The sequence below is a fragment of the Pseudomonas sp. GW456-L12 genome, assembly GCF_059424045.1.
In genome coordinates this window covers 26871-47373 of sequence record NZ_JBWKZA010000040.1, presented here as the reverse complement: position 1 = coordinate 47373, position 20503 = coordinate 26871, and the positions used below count along the sequence as shown (strand labels likewise).

The window sequence follows — 20503 nt, the reverse complement described above, 5'->3', positions numbered from 1 at the left end:
ACCCTGCCCTCAGAACTTCGTCAGCACCCCCACCCGCAGCGTCCGCCCCGGCGCCGGCATGAAGCTCTGCGCCAGCGGGTCCAGGTAGTAGCGGTCGGTCAGGTTCTGCAGCGAAACGTTGAGGTGGGTGTGCTCCTTCAACTTGTAGTTGAGGAACAGATCGAACAGCGCCACCTCGCGGTAGAGCAGCTGCGGCGTGGTCGCACCGGTCTGCCAGTTCTCGTCGGCCTTGACCGTCGGCCCCGAGCTGTAGGTGGCGCGCCCGCCGACGGTCAGGGACTGGTCAAAAAAGCGCAGGCCCGAGGTCAGGTTCGCCGAGAACCGTGGCGGGTTCTGGGTGTTGGAGTACGAGCCCATGAAGCTGCCCGGCGTGCAGTCCGGCGTGTTGCTCAAGTCCCGATAGCGATTGCTGCTGGCCCGCAGCCGCGCGGCGAAGGCCGAGTCGCAGGTTTCGGTCTTCAGGTAGTAGGTGGACGAAAAGTCCGCGAACACCCGGCCCGCGTCGTAGTACGATTGCAGCTCCAGGCCGCTGGTCTTGTAGCTGTCGGTATTGCTGAAGCGCATCTGGCCCATCAGGCCCGGGCTCGGGTCGTAGTAGCGGGTGATGTAATTCTTGATGCTGTTGTTGAAGTAGGCCAGCTTGATCGCCGCCGAGTCGTTGTCCAGCAGCAGGCCTTTGTGCAGCGTGCTGGCGCCGATTTCCCAACTGCTGGAGCGCTCGGGCTTCAGGCCTTTGCCCGGCGTGGTCTGCAACACGCCCTGGCTGGTTTCGAACAGCGAGGGCATGCGCAGGCCCTGGGTGTAGGACGCATAGACGAAGGTGTCCGGCAGCACCTCGACATTGATGCCGAAGGCCGGTGCAAAGGCGCCGCCGCTGTTGCTCTGCTTGCCGGAATAGTCATAACCGCTGACCACCTCGCCCACCTGCGACGGATAGACCGTCGAGTCGGTCGCGCCGAAGTCGTTGTAGCGGATGCCCTCGAACGGAAAGTTGGTGTTGTTGAAGACAATGCCATTGTTCCGGCGCGGGTCCGTGGCGTCGGTGTACTGCCCGTTCGAATCCGGGAACCACAGCATGTTGCCGGAGGTGTCCGCGTTCGAGACCCGCAGGTACCTCAAGTCACGCTCCTCCCAGCGCGCCGTCGCTTGGGCGACGTGGTCCTTGCTGCGGTAATAGGTATAACGACCGCCGCCCCACAGGGTCAGGCTGTCGACCGGTTTGTACTCCAGTTTGCCGTTCAGGCTGAACTCCTGCCGTTCTCCTTCGCGCAGCATGCGGTTGGCGTTGATGTCGTGCTGGGTGGTGACCACGCCCTTTTGCGGGCGCAAGTCTTCGACCTGGAACGAGCCACCCAGGTCCAGCTTGAAATCGCCATAGTCGCTCTGCAAATGCGAGGTGTTGGCCAGGTCGCCGCCGATGCGGCGGTCGGCCTGCCGGCTCCATTTGCGGTCCGAGCGATAGGCTTGTGAAGCCGGGGCCGCCACCGAGGTCAGCTGGCTGGTTTGCGCGTCGGTCATCCACAGGCTGGCCGTCAGGTCCACCAGCGGATTGCCGTCCGGCAGGTAGTGGTAGCGCGCGGTGTAGGTGTCGATCTTGGTATGGCCCAGGGGGTACTGGTAGATGCCGCCGGTGCCGAAACGGAAAATGTCCGACGGCATGATTTCGCCGATACGCCCGTCGTAGCGGCGGTAGCCGAGGTCGAAAGTGTGGCCGTCCACCGGGCGCAGGGTGGTCTTGAGCAAGAAGGACTCAGTCTCCGAAGAGGAGTTCAGCACCTCCTCGCCGGCGTTATAGGTGGTGGCCACACTCGTCTCTTCGTCGCCGTAACGGTCATAGGTGCGATAGCGGTCCTGGCCCTTCTTGCCGGCGAAATAGTTGCCCTGGTTGCGGTGGGCGTAGGCCGCCACCAGGTCAAAGAACTCATGGCTATAGGCGAACGCGGCACTGCCGGACTCGGCCTTCGAACCGAACAGTCCACCACGGCTGCGATGCGGCTCCGAGAACAGCTCCTCGGTCATCGAATGGCTATCGCGCGAGGCGGGAGCGACGCCGTTGTTCCACAGGTCGCCCTTCAAGCGCAGGCCGATGTTCTTGCCGTCCTGCAGGATGTCGTCGACGCCGAGGGTGCGCATCTTCACCGTGCCGCCGATGGCGCTGGAGGTCAGGCTCGGGCCCTTGTCGATGGCGATGTCGCTGATCAGGTCCGGGTCGATGTAGCTGCGTTGCTGGGTGCCGGCGTACCCGCGATAGACATCCAGCGCCTGCTGCGAGCCATCCACCGTCACCGCCACCCGGCTCTGGCCCTGGATGCCGCGGATGTTCACATCCAGGCCGCCGCCGTTGCGGCTGTCGCCGACCTGCACCCCAGGCTGGCCCTTGAGCACGTCGCCGACCGAGATCACGCCAAAGCGCTGCATGTCCTCGCCGGAGATGTACAGCGAGGAGCGCGGCGCCGAATACACCTCCTTCTGCTCCAGGTCTTCGCCGACGACTTTCTGCGACGGCAGCACCATATCCCCGCCCGCCCGATACAACTCGAAGCTGCCGTCAACCTGGCGCTGATAGCCCAGGCCGGTTCCCGCCAGCAACCGCGCCAGGCCCGCCTCGGTGCTGAAATCGCCTTGCAGGCCCTGGCTGCGCTTGCCTTCTGTCAGCGTGGCGCTGCCCGCCATATTGATGCCTGCCTGCACGCCAAAACGCGACAGCGCCTGGTCCAGCGGGCCGGCGTCGATGCTGTAGTGCTGGCGCTCGCCAGCCGCGAAAACGGCCGCGCCGCAGAGCGGCGGCAGGCTGAGGAAAAGCAGGCCAAAGGTGCGGGCACACAAGGCTCGGGCGGGGAAAATCATGCAAGGCTCCTAGGGGTTGGCACCCACCTGTCCCGGTGGGTCATACCTGAAGGCCAAGCCAGATCGAAAAAACTGCGCCCCGGGGAAAAAATATTTTCAGGCCGGCACCACAGTCACCCAGTAACGGGTTCGTCGCTCGATGCGCACCGGCAGCGTATTGGCCACCAGCGCCAGCGCGGCATCGGTGTCGTCCAGCTGAAAACTGCCGGTCACGCGCAAGGCCGCGACCGCTGCGCTGCAACGCAAAAAGCCCGGGCGGTAGCGCGAGAGTTCAGCCAGCAAGGTATCCAAGCGCATGCGTTCGGCCGGCAAGATGCCGCGCAGCCAGGCCTGGGCCATAAACGGATCAACACGGCTCGGCGCCGCGACGCCCTGGCTCTCGACCCGGGTTCGCCAACCGGCCTGCAGCGGCACCGGTAGCCAATGACGCCGCGCACTGACCTGCGCCAGACCGCGCAGCACCGTCACCTGGGTGCCCAACCGGTCATGGCGCACCAGCCAATGGGCGCCACGGCCGTACAACACCGCGTCCGGGGTCAGCAGTTGCAGCGATGCCGATTCCGCCGGCGTATCCAGTGCCAGCTCGCCCTCGACCAACTGCACACTGCGCCGCTGCGCGTTCAGCTCCAGGTTCACGGCGCTGGCGGTGTTCAGCCACAGCGAGCCACCGTCCGCCAGGGCCCAGCGCCGACGCTCGCCGATACTCGTGCGGTAAGCCGCCAGGGCCGAACGCATCAGGGTGGAATCCGCGCCTTGCCAGGCAACCCCGCCGAACAGTCCCAGGGCGAGCAGACACTTGAGCACCTGCCGACGCCGCTGCGGATCGGCCCCGGCCGACTCCAGTGCCCGCCGCGCCGTGGCATCGGCCAACAGACTGGCCCCAGGCTGCAGCATCAGCGGCAAGCTGCTGACCCGCTGCCAGGCGTATTCATGCTCGGCGCTCGCCTGCCGCCACTGCTGCAAAGCCTGATGCTCGACATCGCTCATCAGCCCGGACTGCGCGCGGACCATCCAGTCGATGGCGCTGTCCCGCACCCGCGGATCAACCACAGCGCCACTCATTCAAAACGGCTCGCGTAACAGACACTGAACGCCTTGCCCATGGCCCGCTGCACCTGGGCCACGCTCAGGTTCAACCGCGCGGCGATCTGCGGGTAGGTCAAGCCGTCGAGCTGAGACAAGAAGAAAATCTGCCGCACCCGCGACGACAGCCCCACCAGCAGCGAATCCAGCTGCAACAGGGTTTCGATCATCAAGTGCCGCTCTTCCGGCGAAGGCTCCTCGGCCACCGGCCGCGCCGCCAGCGCTTCCAGGTAAGCCCGCTCGATCGCCTGGCGCCGCCAGCGATTGATCAGCAAGCCATTGGCAATGGTCGCGAGAAACGCCATGGGCTGGCGCAGCTCGCGCACATCCTCTTGCGAGCGCATCACGCGGACAAAGGTGTCGTGGGCCAGGTCCTCGGCATCGGCACTGTGCCCCAGCCGCCGATGCAACCAGCCGCGAAGCCAGCCGTGATGGTTCGCATACAACCGGGCGACGGGCGAGGCAAAGCTGTCGTCGTGCATGTCAGATCCGCATTAATGATAATGCTTCTCATTTTAGAGTTTGACGCCAGGCGTTGTACAGCGCTGAGAAAGTGGCCCGGGTTTTAGCAGGGCCCTGAAATGCCCTCGGCATAGCACATTTGCCCTATATGCCCCCCCTCCAACGCCATGCTGAAATAAATCCCCCTATTGAGTCAGATTTAACAGGGGCCGGCCGTGCCAGATTCCCTGACTCCACGTTTCTGACGTGCCCCGTTGAGGATCGCTGATAACCAGGGCGAAACACTATTAAGGAAGATATGCCATGAACAAAAACCACCTCTTTGCCCCCGCGTTACTGCTTCTGGCGGGTACCTTGGCCGGTTGCTCGACCAATCCCAATGTCTTGCAAATACACAAAGTCACCGCGGAAACCATTGGCCTGGCCTCCACCGACGAACTCACCATGGGCCCCGTCACCAAAGGCAAGGAAGACTTCCTCGGCGGCTCGGAACTGACCTTCAAAGCCACCACCGCCAAGGGCCGCGTCTTCAACTGCTCGACCTTCATGACCCCAGGGATCCTGCTCGATCCGCCGAAGTATTCACGGCTTACTTGTACTAACTGAGCGGGTGGCAGCGGCTTGAAGCAAAAGGCCCCGACTTGTCGGGGCCTTTTTGTTTTGAGCGAGCAGTAGATTGCCAGGGTTTCACTTAGCCTGATCTCAGGCCCGACTGTGCGGCGATCTGTGGGTAGGTGATGTTGCCCCAACTGGCCGCATTCAAAGGCGGATACAACGACCCACACCGCACCGTCTAGACTCCAACACTCCAGGGCCGAAGGTTCCTGGCCCCCAACGGCAGTCATTCCCACCGAGTCGACCCGAGTACACAAAATCATGTGTGAATCATGTGATTCAAACTCCGCCGCAAACACCCACGATCGTCGTCGTTTTCTTCGCTTCGCCGGACTGGGGGCAGGCGCCCTGCTGATAGCCGGCGTACTGCCAAACAGGCTGGTCCATGCCGCCGAAAAAACCGCCGCGCCGCCCAAACCGCAAAACGCCATCAGCCCCGACCAGGCGCTGCAACGGCTGATCGAAGGTAATGAGCGTTATGTCAGCGGAAACTCAAAGACCCACGATTTCAAGGACGAGCGCGAAGCCCTAGTTTCCGGGCAGAACCCATTCGTGGCGGTGCTCAGTTGCTCCGACTCGCGGATCGCTCCCGAATACGCTTTCGACACAGCCCGAGGCGATCTTTTCGCCATACGCGTTGCGGGCAACTTCGTAACCGGCGAAGGCCTGGCCAGCCTCGAATACGCCGTCGCGGTACTCGGCGCCCCGCTGATCCTCGTACTGGGGCATGAGAGTTGCGGCGCCATCGAGGCCGGCATAAAAGCCGTAAAAGACCACGCCGTTTTTCCTGGGCATATCCAGAAACTGACCGATGCACTCAAACCCTCTATCGAGAAAGTGCTCAAGCAACCCGGGGCTCTTATGGAAAATGCCACGGCGCAAAACATCAAGGACTCGGTCGATAGCCTTAAACAGGCCACGCCACTGCTCACCGATGCGCTCGACAAAGGCAGGTTGAAAATCGTAGGCGGCATCTACCGCCTTGCCACCGGTAAAGTCGAGTTGATTGCCTGAACCGGACAGTGCGCATCGCCTACCGATAAGTCGAGAAAGAACCCTGCGCGCCGGCTGGGCTCTGCTGGTTTTCGCCGCCTGGATAAACGACCGGGCTTGCACTGCCCGGTCGTTGGTTGTCGAGATTAAGCGTTCAGCGCCTGAGACTTATCGCCCAAGGTACGCAGCAGATCGCAGCCGTCGCTGAGCAGCAGGCCGATGGCAAAACGGATCTGAGCGACATCTTGAGCGCCGGAAGCGCAGTCGAGAATTTCCAGCAGATTGCGGGCAGCGCCGATACGTTGTTGGGCGCAGGTGTAGAGATCGGATAGCGAGGCGTTGGCGTCCAGGTAGAGGACGGGGTGGTCGGTGTCGTTGCGGGTGAGTGGGACGAGGTTACAAATTTCTGTGCGGGTCATTGGTGAAGCTCCATGAGTATTTAAGCCCTGCCCCACCCCGCAACCAAGCAGGGAGTCAGTTGATGGATGAGGCGCTATGCACATAGTTTTTGGCCCGCGATGACCAGTCATCAGTCAGCAATGACGTGCTGAACTATAGAAGCGGTATCCGCTTGAGGACAGTTTTTAGGTGGAAGATTGTTCGGTTTATCGTTTCAAAAATATGCCGTGATCAGCTTGTGAATGGCTACCTTCGGCCGATTCTGTTGAAAAAGTCGGTTTTCCCAAAACGCTCGAACATTGATGGGTGAAAACACCTCTTTTGCACGCTGCTACGTGAAATCCGAGTCCTGAACCTTCTGCCAAAAACACAGATTTCAATCTCAGGCGCGTATTTTTCTGCCGTGGAAACCGAAGCCGACTTTTTCAACAGAATCGGCCAAAATCGATCATTCGAAGACGCCTATGAATCCAAGAGCGATTAATTTTGTTAAAAAAACACCAAGACTACACCTGAGACGAAAGTGGAGACATAGGCCTGGTCATCGTTTCTGGTAGCTGCAGTCGGAAAAATCATCATAGGCATTCAAGAAATCTTCTTTTCATGTTATTCATAAAACTGCACCCATTGGTGTGCGGAAGCTGAACTAGTAAAATACGGAATAGGTAAAAACCACGTAGGGACGGATTTATGATACCAATTTATGAGCAGGGGTCTGGCAACGGTATTGGCCATAGCGTTAAAACTTTTTTAGCCGAATTTGAAAAAATCGCTATTAATCATGTCGAAAAAGGCAGAGCGAAGTCTATCGCTTTCATTTTTTATGACTTTCAGGATCGCGATTTTAAGAGAGTTTTAAAAAGTGAAGGGGTGTTTACTCAGCTGGATAGACTTTCTGGGAAAGACCTAAGTATTTTCTATTTGCACTCAGGAAATGATCAGGTGCTTTCAAGTTTTAATTCTGTATTGCTCGCTGCCTTAGGCGCTGAAGCGGCTCGCAAACCGTGCGTTGTATTCTGTAAGGCGACTCAGGAAGGGCTTTCTGATATTTCTGTTGCTAATTTAGACAGCGCAGATTTGATTCATGGCTTTCATGAGCTCTACGGGGTGATTGAGTCGTTTTTAAATAGTCAGACTCCAGAAGTAAAGGCAATTGGCTGGGTTGCAAGTGGTGCAAAATTTCTATCGCTGGAAGTGGTTAAGGAGTTAATTAAGGCACTTATTAAAGCTGGTATGTTTTAATTTTTTGGTCTGCGCTGGTTACCGTATGCGGCTTAATTTGACGTGTTTGTTCAGTTGCTTCGACCCTTAGCTTCATAGGCCTCCTTATCGACTTTTTGATTGGGGCTAGCCACTCGTGAGCTTCCGCTCTGGCCGACTCCAGCCTGTCAACACTGGCAGAGGTCGGCCAAAAGCAGTCGGAGGCAATGGACTGCTTGCGGCCCAGTGTATGCAAAAACGCGCAGACGGTTTAACTCTGCAATTGGGGGCTAGCTACTGATTGCCAACTTCAAGCCTCACCATCTTCTTATCTTTGAAGCCATAAATCTTTAAGAGGTCTTCATTAAACATCAAACAAATGCTAAATCCGCTAACTAAGTCCTTAAGAGCTAGGCACTCTTCTACAGCCTCCAAAAAGCTATCTGCGGTATGCTCCAAGCGGTCAAGCCGCAATCCATTGGCTGTATTGGTAGCCTTGAACCCTTTTGCTTCGGAGAAGTCTTCCTGGTCCACACTAGCATAATCAATATGCCAAGTACCGTGCAGAAATTTATTGCGTTTTTTGTTAATTCCATCTATTCGAGAGCAAAGATTGGATAATAGATCTTTAATAATTGGAAGTTGCTCCTGACGTCCATAGCTTTCAAGCGACAAAAGAAGAATTGAGCGAAAGGTCCGCGCCAAAGGATCGGCAGTTAAGTCTGCGGTGAAAATATTTGCAATATGCTGCTGCCTCGCTTGATGGGGCGCAGGGACCTGAGCGACGTGCAGGCTGATCATCTGACGCATTGTCGCTACGAGCTCCTCAAAGCCTACTACAAACCGGCCAAGCCCGGCGTATAGGCTATCTGTCTGCGATTTGAATTTCTCTTTCCGTTCCTCTGGAGTCATCAATTTTTCTCTCAATACCAAAAAGTCGTAATACCGTATTAGATCAAGCCGGTGGTGATACATAGGTTAACTGTCACAGCACACGCTAAACTCTGCAGTGCGGAGTTGTATAATCTATACTTGGCCGTGACCCTCTCGGATTGTGATTAGTCGAGAGTTTAAATCTGCCTTCAGTTGTTCAATGCCCTCGCCATTATTGAGATATCGAATATTACGCAAATGTGCTAAGTCAAAGGGTATATCATTTGCGCTCTGCGTGATGAGAATCACTTCTTTGCCTAAGGCATGAGCTATTCCTATTTCATAGAATACGTTGGCATTCCGACCAGTACAATCGCAGACGATAACCGCTGATCTGTCAATTAATGCTACGATATCCTGAATGATTTCGTGGTGTTCCCAGATACTGTCAGCTCTTCTGGCTGTCATAATATTATTTTCAGCTACTTGTTGAATCGCATTCCATACAGAATCGAATCCTCCGAAGGGCATCATGACTGAGAGTAAGTTTAGATCAACGTTTTGTGCAGTTGAAATCCGGAATACTGTTGGAGATCTTTGATTACGTAAGGTCTGCGCTAGGAGAATTTGGTATATATCAATATCTTTAACAGACCAGTGCGTACGATTGTACGGGCCAAAACCTCGTGTAGACTGAACACCCAGTAAGGAAGAAAGCCTGACAAGCTCGCTCTGTGGCACCGGCGGAACAATCTGGTCGAAATGATACTCAAGGGTTATCTCGTCTCCTCCATTGTCAATTACTCTACTTATTTTTCCAATGCGCCCATATTGTTGGCGGCCACGACTGGTTTCCTCCATGAACAACACAGGGTGTTTGATTAGTGCCTCAAAATTTGGGAGGTTGCTTAAAGTGAAATGGGACTGAATGTCGCCGGATGTGTATTCAAAGATTCTGCTTTTCCAGAATATATCTCTTCCTTCACCCCATTCTGAAGGCTTGATTAACATATTGAACATGAGTTGCACCACCTTGAGGTGTAAGTGAGCGCCAGGACGTTGAAAGCTGCCAATAAGGCAGCTTTCTATAGCTAATTCAGATTTAGTTGATCATTCGTAGCTTTTTGACCAAGTCTTCCTCTAGTTTGGCCAGCCCCTCGCCGTTTTTGAGGTAGATTAGCGCTCGGTGATGCACCATGTCAGATGGGATGTCCTGCACGATTTGGGCAAGAGGAACTACAGTTTTCCCTAATGTATGCGCAATTCCGGTCTCATACATAACGTTTGGATTTTTACCTGAGAAGTCGACGATGACTATCTTTGCACGGTAAATCAGGCTAAAAATATCTTGGATGATAGAGGAATTGTCCCAGATATCGTCAGCACGTAGGCACCTGAATCCCGCTGTGCTGCAAGCATTTTTTATCGCTTCATAAACTCCATCGAATCCAGCGAAAGGCATCATGACCGTGACTAGATCATCCTCTACGTCACCGTCAGGGATAGAGAATACATTTGGTGCGAAAGATATCTTCCGCTCAGAGGGCTTAGCTGAGATATACGTTATGTTTTGATCTGGATACCATTGATCCAGATATTGCTTGAGCACGCTCAAGGAGTTTGGGTTGTGATCCGACATTGCTCTAAGAACACTTATGATGTTTCCACCATAGTCTTGATCGCCAAAGCTGAGGCTTCTCAACAGCCTGGGATGCCCAGTGACGATATGCGAACTATCTGTGAGCAATCCAACTTCTTCCCAATTACTCGATGTAAAATCCTCTTCTATGCGTCGCTTTAGCTCAAGAATCAAAGGTGCGTTGTATTGACTCATCGTTGCCATTCCTTGGGGGTGGGTGCGTTTGTGTACTGAATTTAGACTGCGGGATGGCCAAACGCTACCTCTTCCCTTTGTTTCTTAAGAATCGGCATCTCAGTTGAGTAGGGAAAGCCGTTTTCTCTCGGCTGCTAATTGAGCGTACAGGCAGTCATTGGCCCACTGGCACTTGAAACACCGATTGCGTCTATGACTTGATCATTGACTGGAATGGCTTCCCGCCGTCGAAAACCGCTAATCTAGGTTGCAGCCGCGGCCTGTCTGCATAGTTCGGGTGCAGTTTTTGAATCGTTCGGCCCACTCAGACGTCGAGCGACCAAAACTCGTATCGATGTTCGAGCTGCACTAGGAAGACGTCCTTCCATAAAGCATCCTCTTGTTCGATGGCCAAGGATGCACAATGACTCTCCGAGACTGAACACCTCGGGTCGTTCAAAAATATTATTTACATCAGCGTAGGACAATCTGGCTGAAAACTCAGAAGTCCGCTTCTGGCCGACAGCGGACGCTCCTCAACCAATCAGATATCTACATTACTCATCAGCATTCAAGAACCGAGAAATAGCTCAAGAGTGCCCCGTTAATCACAGCAGTGATAAGGGTAAGCAGCTATCAATAGCCGTTCAAGATTAAGAGAGCGCTTCAGAAGTTCGCCGGCGTATTCGCACTAATAATCTCCGCCTCATCCTGCCCAATATTGCGAAATTTATGCGGCAAGGTAGTCGGAAAATAATACCCATCCCCCGGGTTCAACACGCTCACCTGCCCGTCCACCGTCAGTTCCACGGTGCCACGGGTCACAAGCCCACACTCCTCCCCTTCCGCATGCACGATCGGCTCGTCGCCGGAGCTGGCGCCCGGTGCGTATTGTTCGCGCAGGAAGCGCATCTGGCGGGTTGGCAGGGCGGCGCCGATCAGCAGCAGGCGGGCGCCGTCGCGGCCGAGGTCGGGTTGTTCGTTGGCGCGGAAGACGTATTGGTGTTCGCGCGGGGGCTGGTCGAAGGTGAAGAAGTCGGCCAGGGACATGGGGATGCCTTCGAGCAGCTTTTTCAGGGAGCTGACGGAGGGGCTGACGCGGTTCTGTTCGATCAGGGAGATGGTGGCGTTGGTCACGCCGCTGCGCCGGGCCAGCTCGCGCTGGGACAGTTTGTAGCTTTCGCGAACGAGTTTGAGTCGAGTGCCCGTGTCCATAGCAGCCTTGTGTGAGGTGTACGTGAGGGTGTTGCGCGTTGGAGTGCGGCCGGTGACTTTTAGTTGCGAAGTTCGCCGATCCAGTGGCCCCGGAACCTGAAAGGCGGCTATTAAATCACGTTTGTGGGTGGAGCTGTAGCGGTGGGCGACGCGGGTGACCGGCCTTGCCGTGGGCGGTGCCAGGCGTTGAAAACCGGCGGTGTTTTTTCGGGCGCTGGAAGGGCCTGCGGCCCTTATCGCAGCCTGCGGCAGCGGCTACAGGTGAAGCGGTTGCGGCTGCGAATTCGGCTGGAAAAAAGCCCGCGCGAGCGCGGGCAAACGCAGGAACAGGGTCGCGATCAGATACCGAAGCGGTCACGTAGCGCGTAGTACGCGGCGCCCATGGCGGTCAGCGGGGCCTGGAAGGTGCGGCCGCCGATCATCGGCATGTGCGGCAGCGAGGCGAAGGCGTCGAAGCGTTCGGCGTCGCCACGGATCATTTCCGCGATCAGTTTGCCGGCCAGGTGCGAGCAGGTGACGCCGTGGCCGCTGTAGCCCTGCATGTAGTAGGCGTTCTTTTCGATGCGGCCGAATTGCGGCATGCGCGACATGGTCAGCAGGAAGTTGCCGGTCCAGCGGTAGTCGATCTTCACGTCCTTGAGCTGGGGGAAGGTCTTGAGGATCTTCGGCCGGATCAGTTGCTCGATGTCGTTCGGCTCGCGGGCACCGTAGACCACGCCGCCGCCGTACAGCAGGCGGTTGTCGGCGGTGAGGCGGTAGTAGTCCAGCAGGTAGTTGCAGTCTTCGACGCAGTAGTTGTTGCGGATCAGGCTGCGGGCCATTTGTGCAGGCAGCGGTTCGGTGACCACGATCTGCGAACCGCACGGCATGCTCTTGCGCGTCACCCGCGGGTCGAGGTCCTGCTGCAGGTAAGCGTTGCCGGCGATCAGCAGGTACTTGGCGCGCACCACGCCCTTGGCGGTGCGCACGATATTCGGCTCGCCGTAGGTGATTTCCAGCGCCGCCGACTGCTCGAAGATCTTGCCGCCCAGGCCGATGATGGCGCTGGCTTCGCCCAGGGCCAGGTTCAGCGGGTGAATGTGCCCGCCCTGCATATCCAGCAGGCCGCCGACGTAGGCGTCGGAACCGACTTCCCGGGCGATCTGCGCCTGGTCCAGCAGCTTCAGGTTTTTGTTGCCGTAACGCTCCCAGCTGGCCTTCTGTTCGGCCAGGCCCTTGAGCTGCTTCTTGTTCATGGCGGCGAAGATCCCGCCCGGGCGGTAGTCGCACTGGATGTCGTAGTGCTGGATGCGCTGGCGAATGATGTCGGCGCCTTCGAAGATCATGCTGCCCAGCACTTCGGCGCTTTTTTCGCCGTAGCGCGACTCGATCACGTCGACATCGCGGCTGTAGGAGTTGACCAGTTGCCCGCCGTTGCGCCCGCTGGCGCCGAAGCCGACCTTGGCCGCTTCGAGCACGGTGACGCTGTAGCCCGCCTCGGCGAGGAACAGCGCCGAGGACAGGCCGGTGTAGCCGGCGCCGATCACGCAGACGTCGCACTCGACCATTTCTTCCAATACAGGAAAGTCGGCGGTCTGGTTGCGGGTCGCGGCGTAGTAGCTGTTTACGTAGGTTTGCATTATCGAATTCCCCAGCAGGTGCGGGTCGTAGCCCGCCCCGCCGTTGTTATAGGTAGTCGTCTTAACGACAACTGTCTGCGCGTCTATCATGCTGCGTTAAAAACAGGCTCGGAATGCTCATGTAGGCCCCTACAGTCGAACGCGACCCCGGCCGTTCCTCGCCTGTTTTTGCCTTGCCTGATCGCCGCTCGACGAGTTTTCGTAAAGCGCCTAGAGCTTGATCCAGGTCGCTTTCAGCTCGGTGTACTTGTCGAAGGCATGCAGCGATTTGTCGCGACCATTGCCCGACTGTTTGAAGCCGCCGAACGGCGCGGTCATGTCGCCGCCGTCGTACTGGTTGACCCACACGCTGCCGGCGCGCAGGCCACGGGCGAAGCGGTGGGCGCGGCTGAGGTTGCTGGTCCAGACCCCGGCGGCGAGGCCGAAAATGCTGTCGTTGGCGATCGTCAGCGCCTCTTCCTCGGTGTCGAAGCTGATCACCGACAGCACCGGGCCGAAGATCTCTTCGCGGGCGATGGTCATGGCGTTGGTCACGCCGTCGAAAATGGTCGGCTCGACATACAGGCCGCCGGTGCTTTCCAGGGTCCGCGCGCCGCCGGCCAGCAGTTGGCCGCCCTGCTCCTTGCCGATGCCGATATAGCGCAGCACGTTCTCCAGCTGACGCTGATCCACCAGCGCGCCGACGCGGGTCGCAGGGTCCAGGGCATGCCCGGGTTTCCAGGCCTTGATAGCCTCCACCAGCAGCGGAATGAACTGCTCGCGAATCGAGCGCTCCACCAGCAGGCGCGAGCCAGCAGTGCAGACTTCGCCCTGGTTGAAGGCGATAGCGCTGGCCGCCGCTTCTGCCGCGGCGCGCAGGTCCGGCGCGTCGGCGAACACCACGTTGGGGCTCTTGCCGCCCGCCTCCAGCCACACGCGCTTCATGTTGCTCTGGCCGGAATACACCAGCAGTTGCTTGCCCACCGCGGTGGAGCCGGTGAACGCCAGCACGTCCACGTCCATATGCAGGGCCAGGGCCTTGCCCACGGTGTGGCCGTAGCCCGGCAGCACGTTGAACACGCCCTTGGGAATGCCGGCATCCAGCGCCAGCTGGGCGATGCGGATCGCGGTCAGCGGCGACTTTTCCGAAGGCTTGAGGATGAACGAGTTGCCCGCCGCCAGGGCCGGGGCGAATTTCCAGCTAGCCATGATCAGCGGGAAGTTCCACGGCACGATGGCCGCCACCACGCCCGAAGCCTCGCGAGTCACCAGGCCCAGTTGATCGTGGGGCGTGGCCGCGACTTCGTCGTAGATCTTGTCGATGGCCTCGGCGTTCCAGCGGATCGCGTTGGCGGTGGCCGGCACGTCGATGCTTAGGGCATCGCCGATGGGCTTGCCCATGTCCAGGGTTTCCAGGAGCGCCAGTTCTTCCTGGTGCTCGAGGATCAAATCGGCGAAGCGGATCAGCACGCGCTTGCGCTCGGCCGGGGCCTTGCGCGACCACACGCCGGACTCGAATGCCTGGCGTGCCACCTGCACCGCCCGGTTGGCGTCGGCCTCGTCGGTGCTGGCGACGTTGGCCAAAAAGCGCCCGTCCACCGGGCTGATGCACTCGAAGGTGGCCGCGCTGGCGGCGTGGCAATACTGGCCGTCGATAAAGGCGCGCCCTTCGAGGGTCAAGGACTGGAAGCGCTGCTCCCAGTCGCTGCGGGATTTAGTCATGGCAAATACTCAACGCAGGATAAGGAACGGCCATCAGACCGTGTGCAGGTACCAGTTGTATTCGAGGTCGGAGATCGAATTTTCGAACTCGGCCAGCTCGCTTTCCTTACAGGCGACGAACACGTCGATGTACATCGGGTCGATGTACTTGGCCATCACCTCGCTGTCGTCCAGCACGCGCAGGGCGTCGCGCAGGTTGCTCGGCAGGCTCTGCTCGTTCTGCTCGTAGGAGTTGCCTTCCACCGGCGCGCCGGGCTCGATCTGGTTGGTCAGGCCGTGGTGAATACCAGCCAGTACCGAAGCCATCAGCAGGTAGGGGTTGGCGTCGGCGCCGGCGACACGGTGTTCGATGCGTACGGCGTCGGAAGAACCGGTCGGCACGCGCACGGCCACGGTGCGGTTGTCGATGCCCCAGCTCGGCGAGTTCGGCACGTAGAACTGAGCGCCGAAACGGCGGTAGGAGTTGACGTTCGGGCAGAGGAACGCCATCTGCGCCGGCAGGGTTTCCAGCACGCCGCCGATGGCGTGACGCAGGGCGTCGTTGGTTTCCGGGTCGTCGCTGGCGAAGATGTTGTTGCCTTGCTTGTCGAGAATCGAGATGTGCACATGCAGACCGTTGCCAGCCTGACCCGGGTACGGCTTGGCCATGAAGGTGGTGTCCATCTCATGGTCGTAGGCGATGTTCTTCACCAGGCGCTTGAGCAGCACCGCGTAGTCGCAGGCTTTGATCGGATCGGAGACGTGGTGCAGGTTGACCTCGAACTGCGCCGGGGCACTTTCCTTGACGATGGCGTCGGCGGGGATGCCCTGCTCTTTCGCGCCTTCGAGGATGTCTTGCAGGCAGTCGACGTATTCATCGAGGTCGTCGATCAGGTAGACCTGGGTCGACTGCGGGCGCTTGCCGGAAATCGGCGAACGTGGCGACTGTGGGCGACCGTTCACGTTGTCCTGGTCGATCAGGTAGAACTCCAGCTCGAAGGCGGCGCAGATGGTCAGGCCCAGCTCGTCGAACTTGGCAACGACCTGGCGCAGCACTTCGCGCGGGTCGGCGAAGAACGGCTGGCCTTCGATCTCGTGCATGGTCATCAGCAGTTGCGCGGTCGGGCGCTTCTGCCAGGGCTCGACGCTGAGGGTGCCGGGGATCGGGTAGCAGATGCGGTCGGCGTCGCCGATGTCCAGGCCCAGGCCGGTGCTTTCCACAGTGGAGCCGTTGATGTCCAGGGCGAACAGCGAGGCCGGCAGGTTGATGCCCTTCTCGTACACCTTGTGCAGGGCGGTACGTTCGATGCGCTTGCCGCGCACCACGCCGTTCATGTCTGCAATCAGCAGGTCGACGTAGAGGATCTCGGGATGGTTCTTCAGGAAGGCGTTGGCTTCGTTGAGCTGAACGGCACGCAGTGGGACCGACATGATGCACCTATGTGTTAATTATTATGTTCAAAGCGGTTTCGTGGCAGCAGTCAATCCGAAAGGAAAAGTGAAGTCAATAGCGAACACAGGGCCCACAGCGTTAAATATTTTGCCCTATATGGCCGTGCAAGCAGGCAATAGACACACAGACACCGAATATCCGACGAGTTGCGTTTAGAATTTTTTACACGGAAGTTGTTAATTAAAATCAACGAGGATAAGCTCTGGAAAAACTCGTTCCAGCGTGAATTTCGAGGTGATAAAAATGGCATTCAAGCCATTGATCGGCGTTACTGCGTGCGTCAAAGAGATCGGGCTGCACCCCTACCACGTCAGCGGCGACAAGTACTTGCGTGCTGTCAGCAGCGCGGCCGAGGGCCTGCCCCTGATCATTCCTTCCCTGGCGGACCTCATCGATACCGAGGCTCTGCTGCAGAACCTGGACGGCCTGCTGTTCACCGGCTCGCCGTCGAATGTGGAGCCCTTCCACTATCAGGGCCCGGACAGCGAACCGGGCACCGCCCACGATCCCCAGCGCGATGCCACCACCCTGCCCCTGCTGCGCGCGGCGATTGCCGCCGGCGTGCCGGTGCTGGGTATCTGCCGCGGCTTCCAGGAAATGAACGTGGCCTTCGGCGGCAGCCTGCACCAGAAGGTGCATGAGTTGCCGGGCTACCTCGATCACCGCGAAGCCGACCACCCGGACCTGGCCGTGCAGTACGCCCCGGCCCATGCCGTCAGGGTGCAAGCGGGCGGCGTGTTCCAGGCCCTGGACCTGCCCCAGGAATTCCAGGTCAACTCGATCCACAGCCAGGGCATCGACCGCCTGGCCCCGGGCCTGCGCGCCGAGGCGCTGGCACCGGACGGGCTGATAGAAGCCGTGTCGGTGGAACACAGCACGGCCTTTGCCCTGGGCGTGCAGTGGCATCCGGAATGGCAGGTGCTGTCGAACCCGGTCTACCTGCGGATCTTCCAGGCCTTCGGCGATGCCTGCCGGCAACGGGCGGCGCAGCGCAACGGCCACTGATCAAAAGCTTCACCCACGAAATTGACTGCCACGCCCCCGGCCGGCGGCGGTGCGCCTTTGTGCGCCCGCCCCGGGCCGTGGGGCGGTTCAAGCCACACCCAGCACTACGAGAACCTGCTTTTAACAACAAGAACCAGCGTCAGGCCGCCAGGACGGCAGCGCCGAATAAACCCGCCACCGCGGGTTTGTCATCCATCTATTAAGCCGGGCCGCTTTGGCCCGACGACTGACATCTGTTGGGAGTTCCACATGGCAAACGCCTCCAGCACGTACAGAAAGGCTCTGGAAGGTCACCCGCAACCGCAGAAGGTGCTGGTGAGAGTCGACCGCGTGACCAAGAAGTTCGATGAAACCGTGGCCGTGGACGATGTGTCCCTGGACATTCACCAGGGCGAGATCTTCGCCCTGCTCGGTGGCTCGGGTTCCGGCAAGTCCACCCTGCTGCGCATGCTGGCGGGCTTCGAGCGGCCGACGGAGGGGCGTATCTACCTGGACGGCGTGGACATCACCGACATGCCGCCCTATGAGCGGCCGATCAACATGATGTTCCAGTCCTATGCGCTGTTCCCGCACATGACCGTGGCGCAGAACATCGCCTTCGGCCTCAAGCAGGACCGCCTGCCGGCCAGCGAGATCGACGCGCGGGTGGAAGAGATGCTGCGCCTGGTGCACATGACCCAGTACGCCAGGCGCAAGCCGCACCAGCTGTCCGGCGGCCAGCGCCAGCGCGTGGCCCTGGCCCGCTCCCTGGCCAAGCGGCCGAAGCTGCTGCTGCTCGACGAACCGATGGGCGCCCTGGATAAAAAGCTGCGCTCGCAGATGCAACTGGAGCTGGTGGAGATCATCGAGCGCGTGGGCGTGACCTGCGTGATGGTGACCCACGACCAGGAAGAAGCCATGACCATGGCCCAGCGCATCGCCATCATGCACCTGGGCTGGATCGCCCAGATCGGCAGCCCGATCGACATCTACGAAGCCCCGGTCAGCCGCATGGTCTGCGAGTTCATCGGCAACGTGAACGCCTTCGACGGCACCGTCATCGAAGACCTGGAAGGCCACGCGGTGATCCACTGCCCGGAGCTGGAACAGCAGATCTACGTCGGCCACGGCGTCAGCACCTCGGTGCAGGACAAGTCGGTGACCTACGCCATCCGCCCGGAAAAGATGCTGGTCAGCACCCGCCAACCCGAGCACCGCTACAACTGGTCCCGGGGCAAGGTGCATGACATCGCCTACCTCGGCGGGCATTCGGTGTTCTACGTCGAACTGCCCGGCGGCAAGATCGTCCAGTCGCTCATGGCCAACGCCGAACGCCGCGGCGCGCGGCCGACCTGGGACGACCAGGTGTACGTCTGGTGGGAAGACGACAGCGGCGTGGTACTGCGCGCATGAATACCTCCAGCATGACTCTCAATCAGCGTTTGTCCCGTGTGCTGCCCAGCGGTCGCAAGCTGGTGATCGGCATTCCATTCCTCTGGCTGTTCCTGTTCTTCATGCTGCCGTTTTTCCTGGTGATGAAGATCAGCTTCTCGGAAGCGGCCCTGGCGATTCCGCCCTACTCGGAGATCTACAGCTTCGCCGAACAGAAATTCCGGCTGCTGCTCAACGTCGGCAACTACGCGTTGCTGGTGGGTGACGAGCTGTACATCTCGGCCTACCTCGGCTCGCTGAAAGTCGCCCTGCTCAGCACCCTGATGTGCTTAGGTATCGGCTTCCCCATGGCCTACGCAATCACCAAGGCCAGCAAGGAAACCCAGAACGTCTTGCTGCTGCTGATCATGATGCCGACCTGGACCGCGATCCTGATCCGCGTCTATGCCTGGATGGGCATCCTCAGCAACAACGGTTTGCTCAACGGTTTCCTGATGTGGAGCGGCCTGACCTCGGAACCGATCGAGATCCTCAACACCAACACCGCGGTCTATATCGGGGTGGTATACGCGTATTTGCCGTTCATGGTGCTGCCGCTGTACGCCAACCTGGTCAAGCACGACCAGAGCCTGCTGGAGGCCGCGTCGGACCTGGGTTCGAGCAACTTCAACAACTTCTGGAAAATCACCGTGCCCTTGGCCAAGAACGGCATCATTGCCGGTTGCATGCTGGTGTTCATTCCCGTGGTCGGCGAGTTCGTGATTCCCGAGCTGCTGGGCGGCCCGGAGACCCTGATGATCGGCCGCGTGCTGTGGCAGGAGTTCTTCAACAACCGCGACTGGCCGGTGGCCTCCGCCCTGGCGGTGGTGATGCTGGCGATCCTGATTATTCCGATCTTGCTGTTCAACCGCAGCCAGGCCAAAGAGATGGAGGGACGGGCATGAAACGTTGCGGATTTTCCAGCCTGATGCTGGTGCTCGGCCTGGTGTTCATTTACCTGCCGATGCTGATCCTGGTGATCTACTCGTTCAACGCCTCCAAGCTGGTGACGGTCTGGGGCGGCTGGTCGGTGAAGTGGTACGTCGGCCTGCTGGATAACCAGCAGTTGATGGGCTCGGTGGTGCGCTCCCTGGAAATCGCCTGCTACACCGCGATCGCCGCGGTGGCCTTGGGCACCCTGGCGGCCTTTGTGCTGACCCGGGTCACCCGCTTCAAGGGCCGCACCCTGTTCGGCGGCCTGGTCACCGCGCCGCTGGTGATGCCGGAGGTGATCACCGGCCTGTCGCTGTTGCTGCTGTTCGTGGCCATGGCGCAGATGATCGGCTGGCCGCAGGAGCGTGGCATCGTCACCATCTGGATCGCCCACACCACGTTCTGCGCGGCCTATGTGGCCGTGGTAGTCTCCGCGCGCTTGCGTGAGCTGGACCTGTCCATCGAAGAGGCGGCCATGGACCTGGGCGCTCGGCCGTGGAAGGTGTTTTTCCTGATCACCATCCCGATGATCGCCCCGTCGCTGGCGGCCGGCGGCATGATGTCCTTCGCCCTGTCCCTGGACGATCTGGTGCTGGCGAGCTTCGTCTCCGGCCCGGGCTCCACCACCTTGCCAATGGAAGTGTTCTCGGCGGTGCGCCTGGGGGTGAAACCGGAAATCAACGCCGTGGCCAGCCTGATCCTGCTGGCGGTGTCGCTGGTGACCTTCCTGGTCTGGTACTTCGGCCGGCGCGCCGAAGCGGCCCGCAAGCGGGCGATCCAGGAAGCCATGGACTACACCGCCAACGAAGCCTGGCAGCCAGCGGCCGCCAGCAAACCTGCTGCACCAGCGCCTGCGACGGCCTAGGCCATCGCGTTCACGACACACGCCGGCGCCTGGATCGC

The 20503-nt window shown here is 59.3% G+C and carries 18 protein-coding genes; 7 read left to right on the top strand and 11 right to left on the bottom strand.

Features of this window, described 5'->3' with window-relative positions; all coding sequences use genetic code 11:
• Positions 1 to 9: 9 nt before the first annotated feature.
• The 3 genes from AC07Y9_RS29345 to AC07Y9_RS29335 form a co-directional block, all read right to left on the bottom strand.
• The gene (locus AC07Y9_RS29345) at positions 10 to 2847 is read right to left on the bottom strand and encodes a TonB-dependent receptor (RefSeq protein ID WP_102681351.1); all 2838 of its coding nucleotides are present in this window, start codon (positions 2845 to 2847) and stop codon (positions 10 to 12) included.
• 96 nt (positions 2848 to 2943) lie between these two features.
• Positions 2944 to 3909 carry a FecR domain-containing protein gene (locus tag AC07Y9_RS29340; RefSeq protein WP_102681352.1) on the bottom strand — a complete coding sequence of 322 codons (966 nt, stop codon included), beginning with the start codon at positions 3907 to 3909 and terminating at the stop codon, positions 2944 to 2946.
• Complete coding sequence (locus AC07Y9_RS29335) at positions 3906 to 4412, bottom strand: sigma-70 family RNA polymerase sigma factor (RefSeq protein WP_007922932.1); 507 nt, start codon at positions 4410 to 4412, stop codon at positions 3906 to 3908. The genes AC07Y9_RS29340 and AC07Y9_RS29335 overlap by 4 nt, the downstream gene beginning before the upstream one ends.
• A 283-nt stretch (positions 4413 to 4695) precedes the next feature.
• Here AC07Y9_RS29335 and AC07Y9_RS29330 point away from each other — a divergent pair, with 283 nt between their 5' ends.
• The gene (locus AC07Y9_RS29330) at positions 4696 to 4998 is read left to right on the top strand and encodes a hypothetical protein (protein WP_007922930.1); all 303 of its coding nucleotides are present in this window, start codon (positions 4696 to 4698) and stop codon (positions 4996 to 4998) included.
• 270 nt (positions 4999 to 5268) lie between these two features.
• The gene (locus AC07Y9_RS29325) at positions 5269 to 6021 is read left to right on the top strand and encodes a carbonic anhydrase (RefSeq protein WP_102681353.1); all 753 of its coding nucleotides are present in this window, start codon (positions 5269 to 5271) and stop codon (positions 6019 to 6021) included.
• 125 nt (positions 6022 to 6146) lie between these two features.
• On the opposite strand, the gene AC07Y9_RS29320 is transcribed toward AC07Y9_RS29325, so the two are convergent.
• Positions 6147 to 6419: a hypothetical protein gene (locus AC07Y9_RS29320; protein WP_028682239.1), complete on the bottom strand. Its 273-nt coding sequence runs from the start codon at positions 6417 to 6419 to the stop codon at positions 6147 to 6149.
• Between the two features lie 670 nt (positions 6420 to 7089).
• Here AC07Y9_RS29320 and AC07Y9_RS29315 point away from each other — a divergent pair.
• Positions 7090 to 7641, top strand: coding sequence for a hypothetical protein (locus AC07Y9_RS29315; RefSeq protein WP_146021813.1), 552 nt, complete (start codon positions 7090 to 7092; stop codon positions 7639 to 7641).
• 252 nt (positions 7642 to 7893) lie between these two features.
• Here the strand turns inward: AC07Y9_RS29315 and AC07Y9_RS29310 are convergent, their stop codons facing one another.
• The 7 genes from AC07Y9_RS29310 to AC07Y9_RS29280 all read right to left on the bottom strand — a co-directional run bounded on the left by AC07Y9_RS29310 (position 7894) and on the right by AC07Y9_RS29280 (position 16230).
• Entirely contained in the window at positions 7894 to 8511 is a 618-nt protein-coding gene (locus tag AC07Y9_RS29310) for a hypothetical protein (protein WP_102681355.1), read from the bottom strand.
• Between the two features lie 114 nt (positions 8512 to 8625).
• Positions 8626 to 9492 carry a hypothetical protein gene (locus AC07Y9_RS29305; RefSeq protein ID WP_173679818.1) on the bottom strand — a complete coding sequence of 289 codons (867 nt, stop codon included), beginning with the start codon at positions 9490 to 9492 and terminating at the stop codon, positions 8626 to 8628.
• Positions 9493 to 9574: 82 nt separating this feature from the next.
• Positions 9575 to 10306 (bottom strand): hypothetical protein, encoded by a 732-nt coding sequence (locus tag AC07Y9_RS29300; RefSeq protein ID WP_102681356.1) that lies wholly within the window; start codon positions 10304 to 10306, stop codon positions 9575 to 9577.
• 645 nt (positions 10307 to 10951) lie between these two features.
• Positions 10952 to 11500, bottom strand: a complete 549-nt coding sequence (locus AC07Y9_RS29295; RefSeq protein ID WP_007922919.1) for a cupin domain-containing protein — start codon at positions 11498 to 11500, stop codon at positions 10952 to 10954.
• 338 nt (positions 11501 to 11838) lie between these two features.
• Complete coding sequence (locus AC07Y9_RS29290) at positions 11839 to 13119, bottom strand: NAD(P)/FAD-dependent oxidoreductase (RefSeq protein ID WP_173679819.1); 1281 nt, start codon at positions 13117 to 13119, stop codon at positions 11839 to 11841.
• 210 nt (positions 13120 to 13329) lie between these two features.
• On the bottom strand, positions 13330 to 14820 hold the full coding sequence (locus AC07Y9_RS29285; RefSeq protein WP_102681357.1) for an aldehyde dehydrogenase: 1491 nt from the start codon (positions 14818 to 14820) through the stop codon (positions 13330 to 13332).
• Between the two features lie 33 nt (positions 14821 to 14853).
• Positions 14854 to 16230: a glutamine synthetase family protein gene (locus tag AC07Y9_RS29280; protein WP_007922908.1), complete on the bottom strand. Its 1377-nt coding sequence runs from the start codon at positions 16228 to 16230 to the stop codon at positions 14854 to 14856.
• A gap of 265 nt (positions 16231 to 16495) precedes the next feature.
• On the opposite strand from AC07Y9_RS29280, the gene AC07Y9_RS29275 reads away from it, so the two are divergent.
• The 4 genes from AC07Y9_RS29275 (at position 16496) to AC07Y9_RS29260 (ending at position 20465) form a co-directional block, all read left to right on the top strand.
• On the top strand, positions 16496 to 17257 hold the full coding sequence (locus AC07Y9_RS29275) for a gamma-glutamyl-gamma-aminobutyrate hydrolase family protein (RefSeq protein ID WP_087089293.1): 762 nt from the start codon (positions 16496 to 16498) through the stop codon (positions 17255 to 17257).
• Positions 17258 to 17506: 249 nt separating this feature from the next.
• Positions 17507 to 18649: an ABC transporter ATP-binding protein gene (locus tag AC07Y9_RS29270; RefSeq protein ID WP_102681358.1), complete on the top strand. Its 1143-nt coding sequence runs from the start codon at positions 17507 to 17509 to the stop codon at positions 18647 to 18649.
• A gap of 41 nt (positions 18650 to 18690) precedes the next feature.
• Positions 18691 to 19572, top strand: coding sequence for an ABC transporter permease subunit (locus tag AC07Y9_RS29265; RefSeq protein WP_173679820.1), 882 nt, complete (start codon positions 18691 to 18693; stop codon positions 19570 to 19572).
• Complete coding sequence (locus AC07Y9_RS29260) at positions 19569 to 20465, top strand: ABC transporter permease subunit (protein WP_102681360.1); 897 nt, start codon at positions 19569 to 19571, stop codon at positions 20463 to 20465. The genes AC07Y9_RS29265 and AC07Y9_RS29260 overlap by 4 nt, the downstream gene beginning before the upstream one ends.
• Positions 20466 to 20503: the final 38 nt, after the last annotated feature.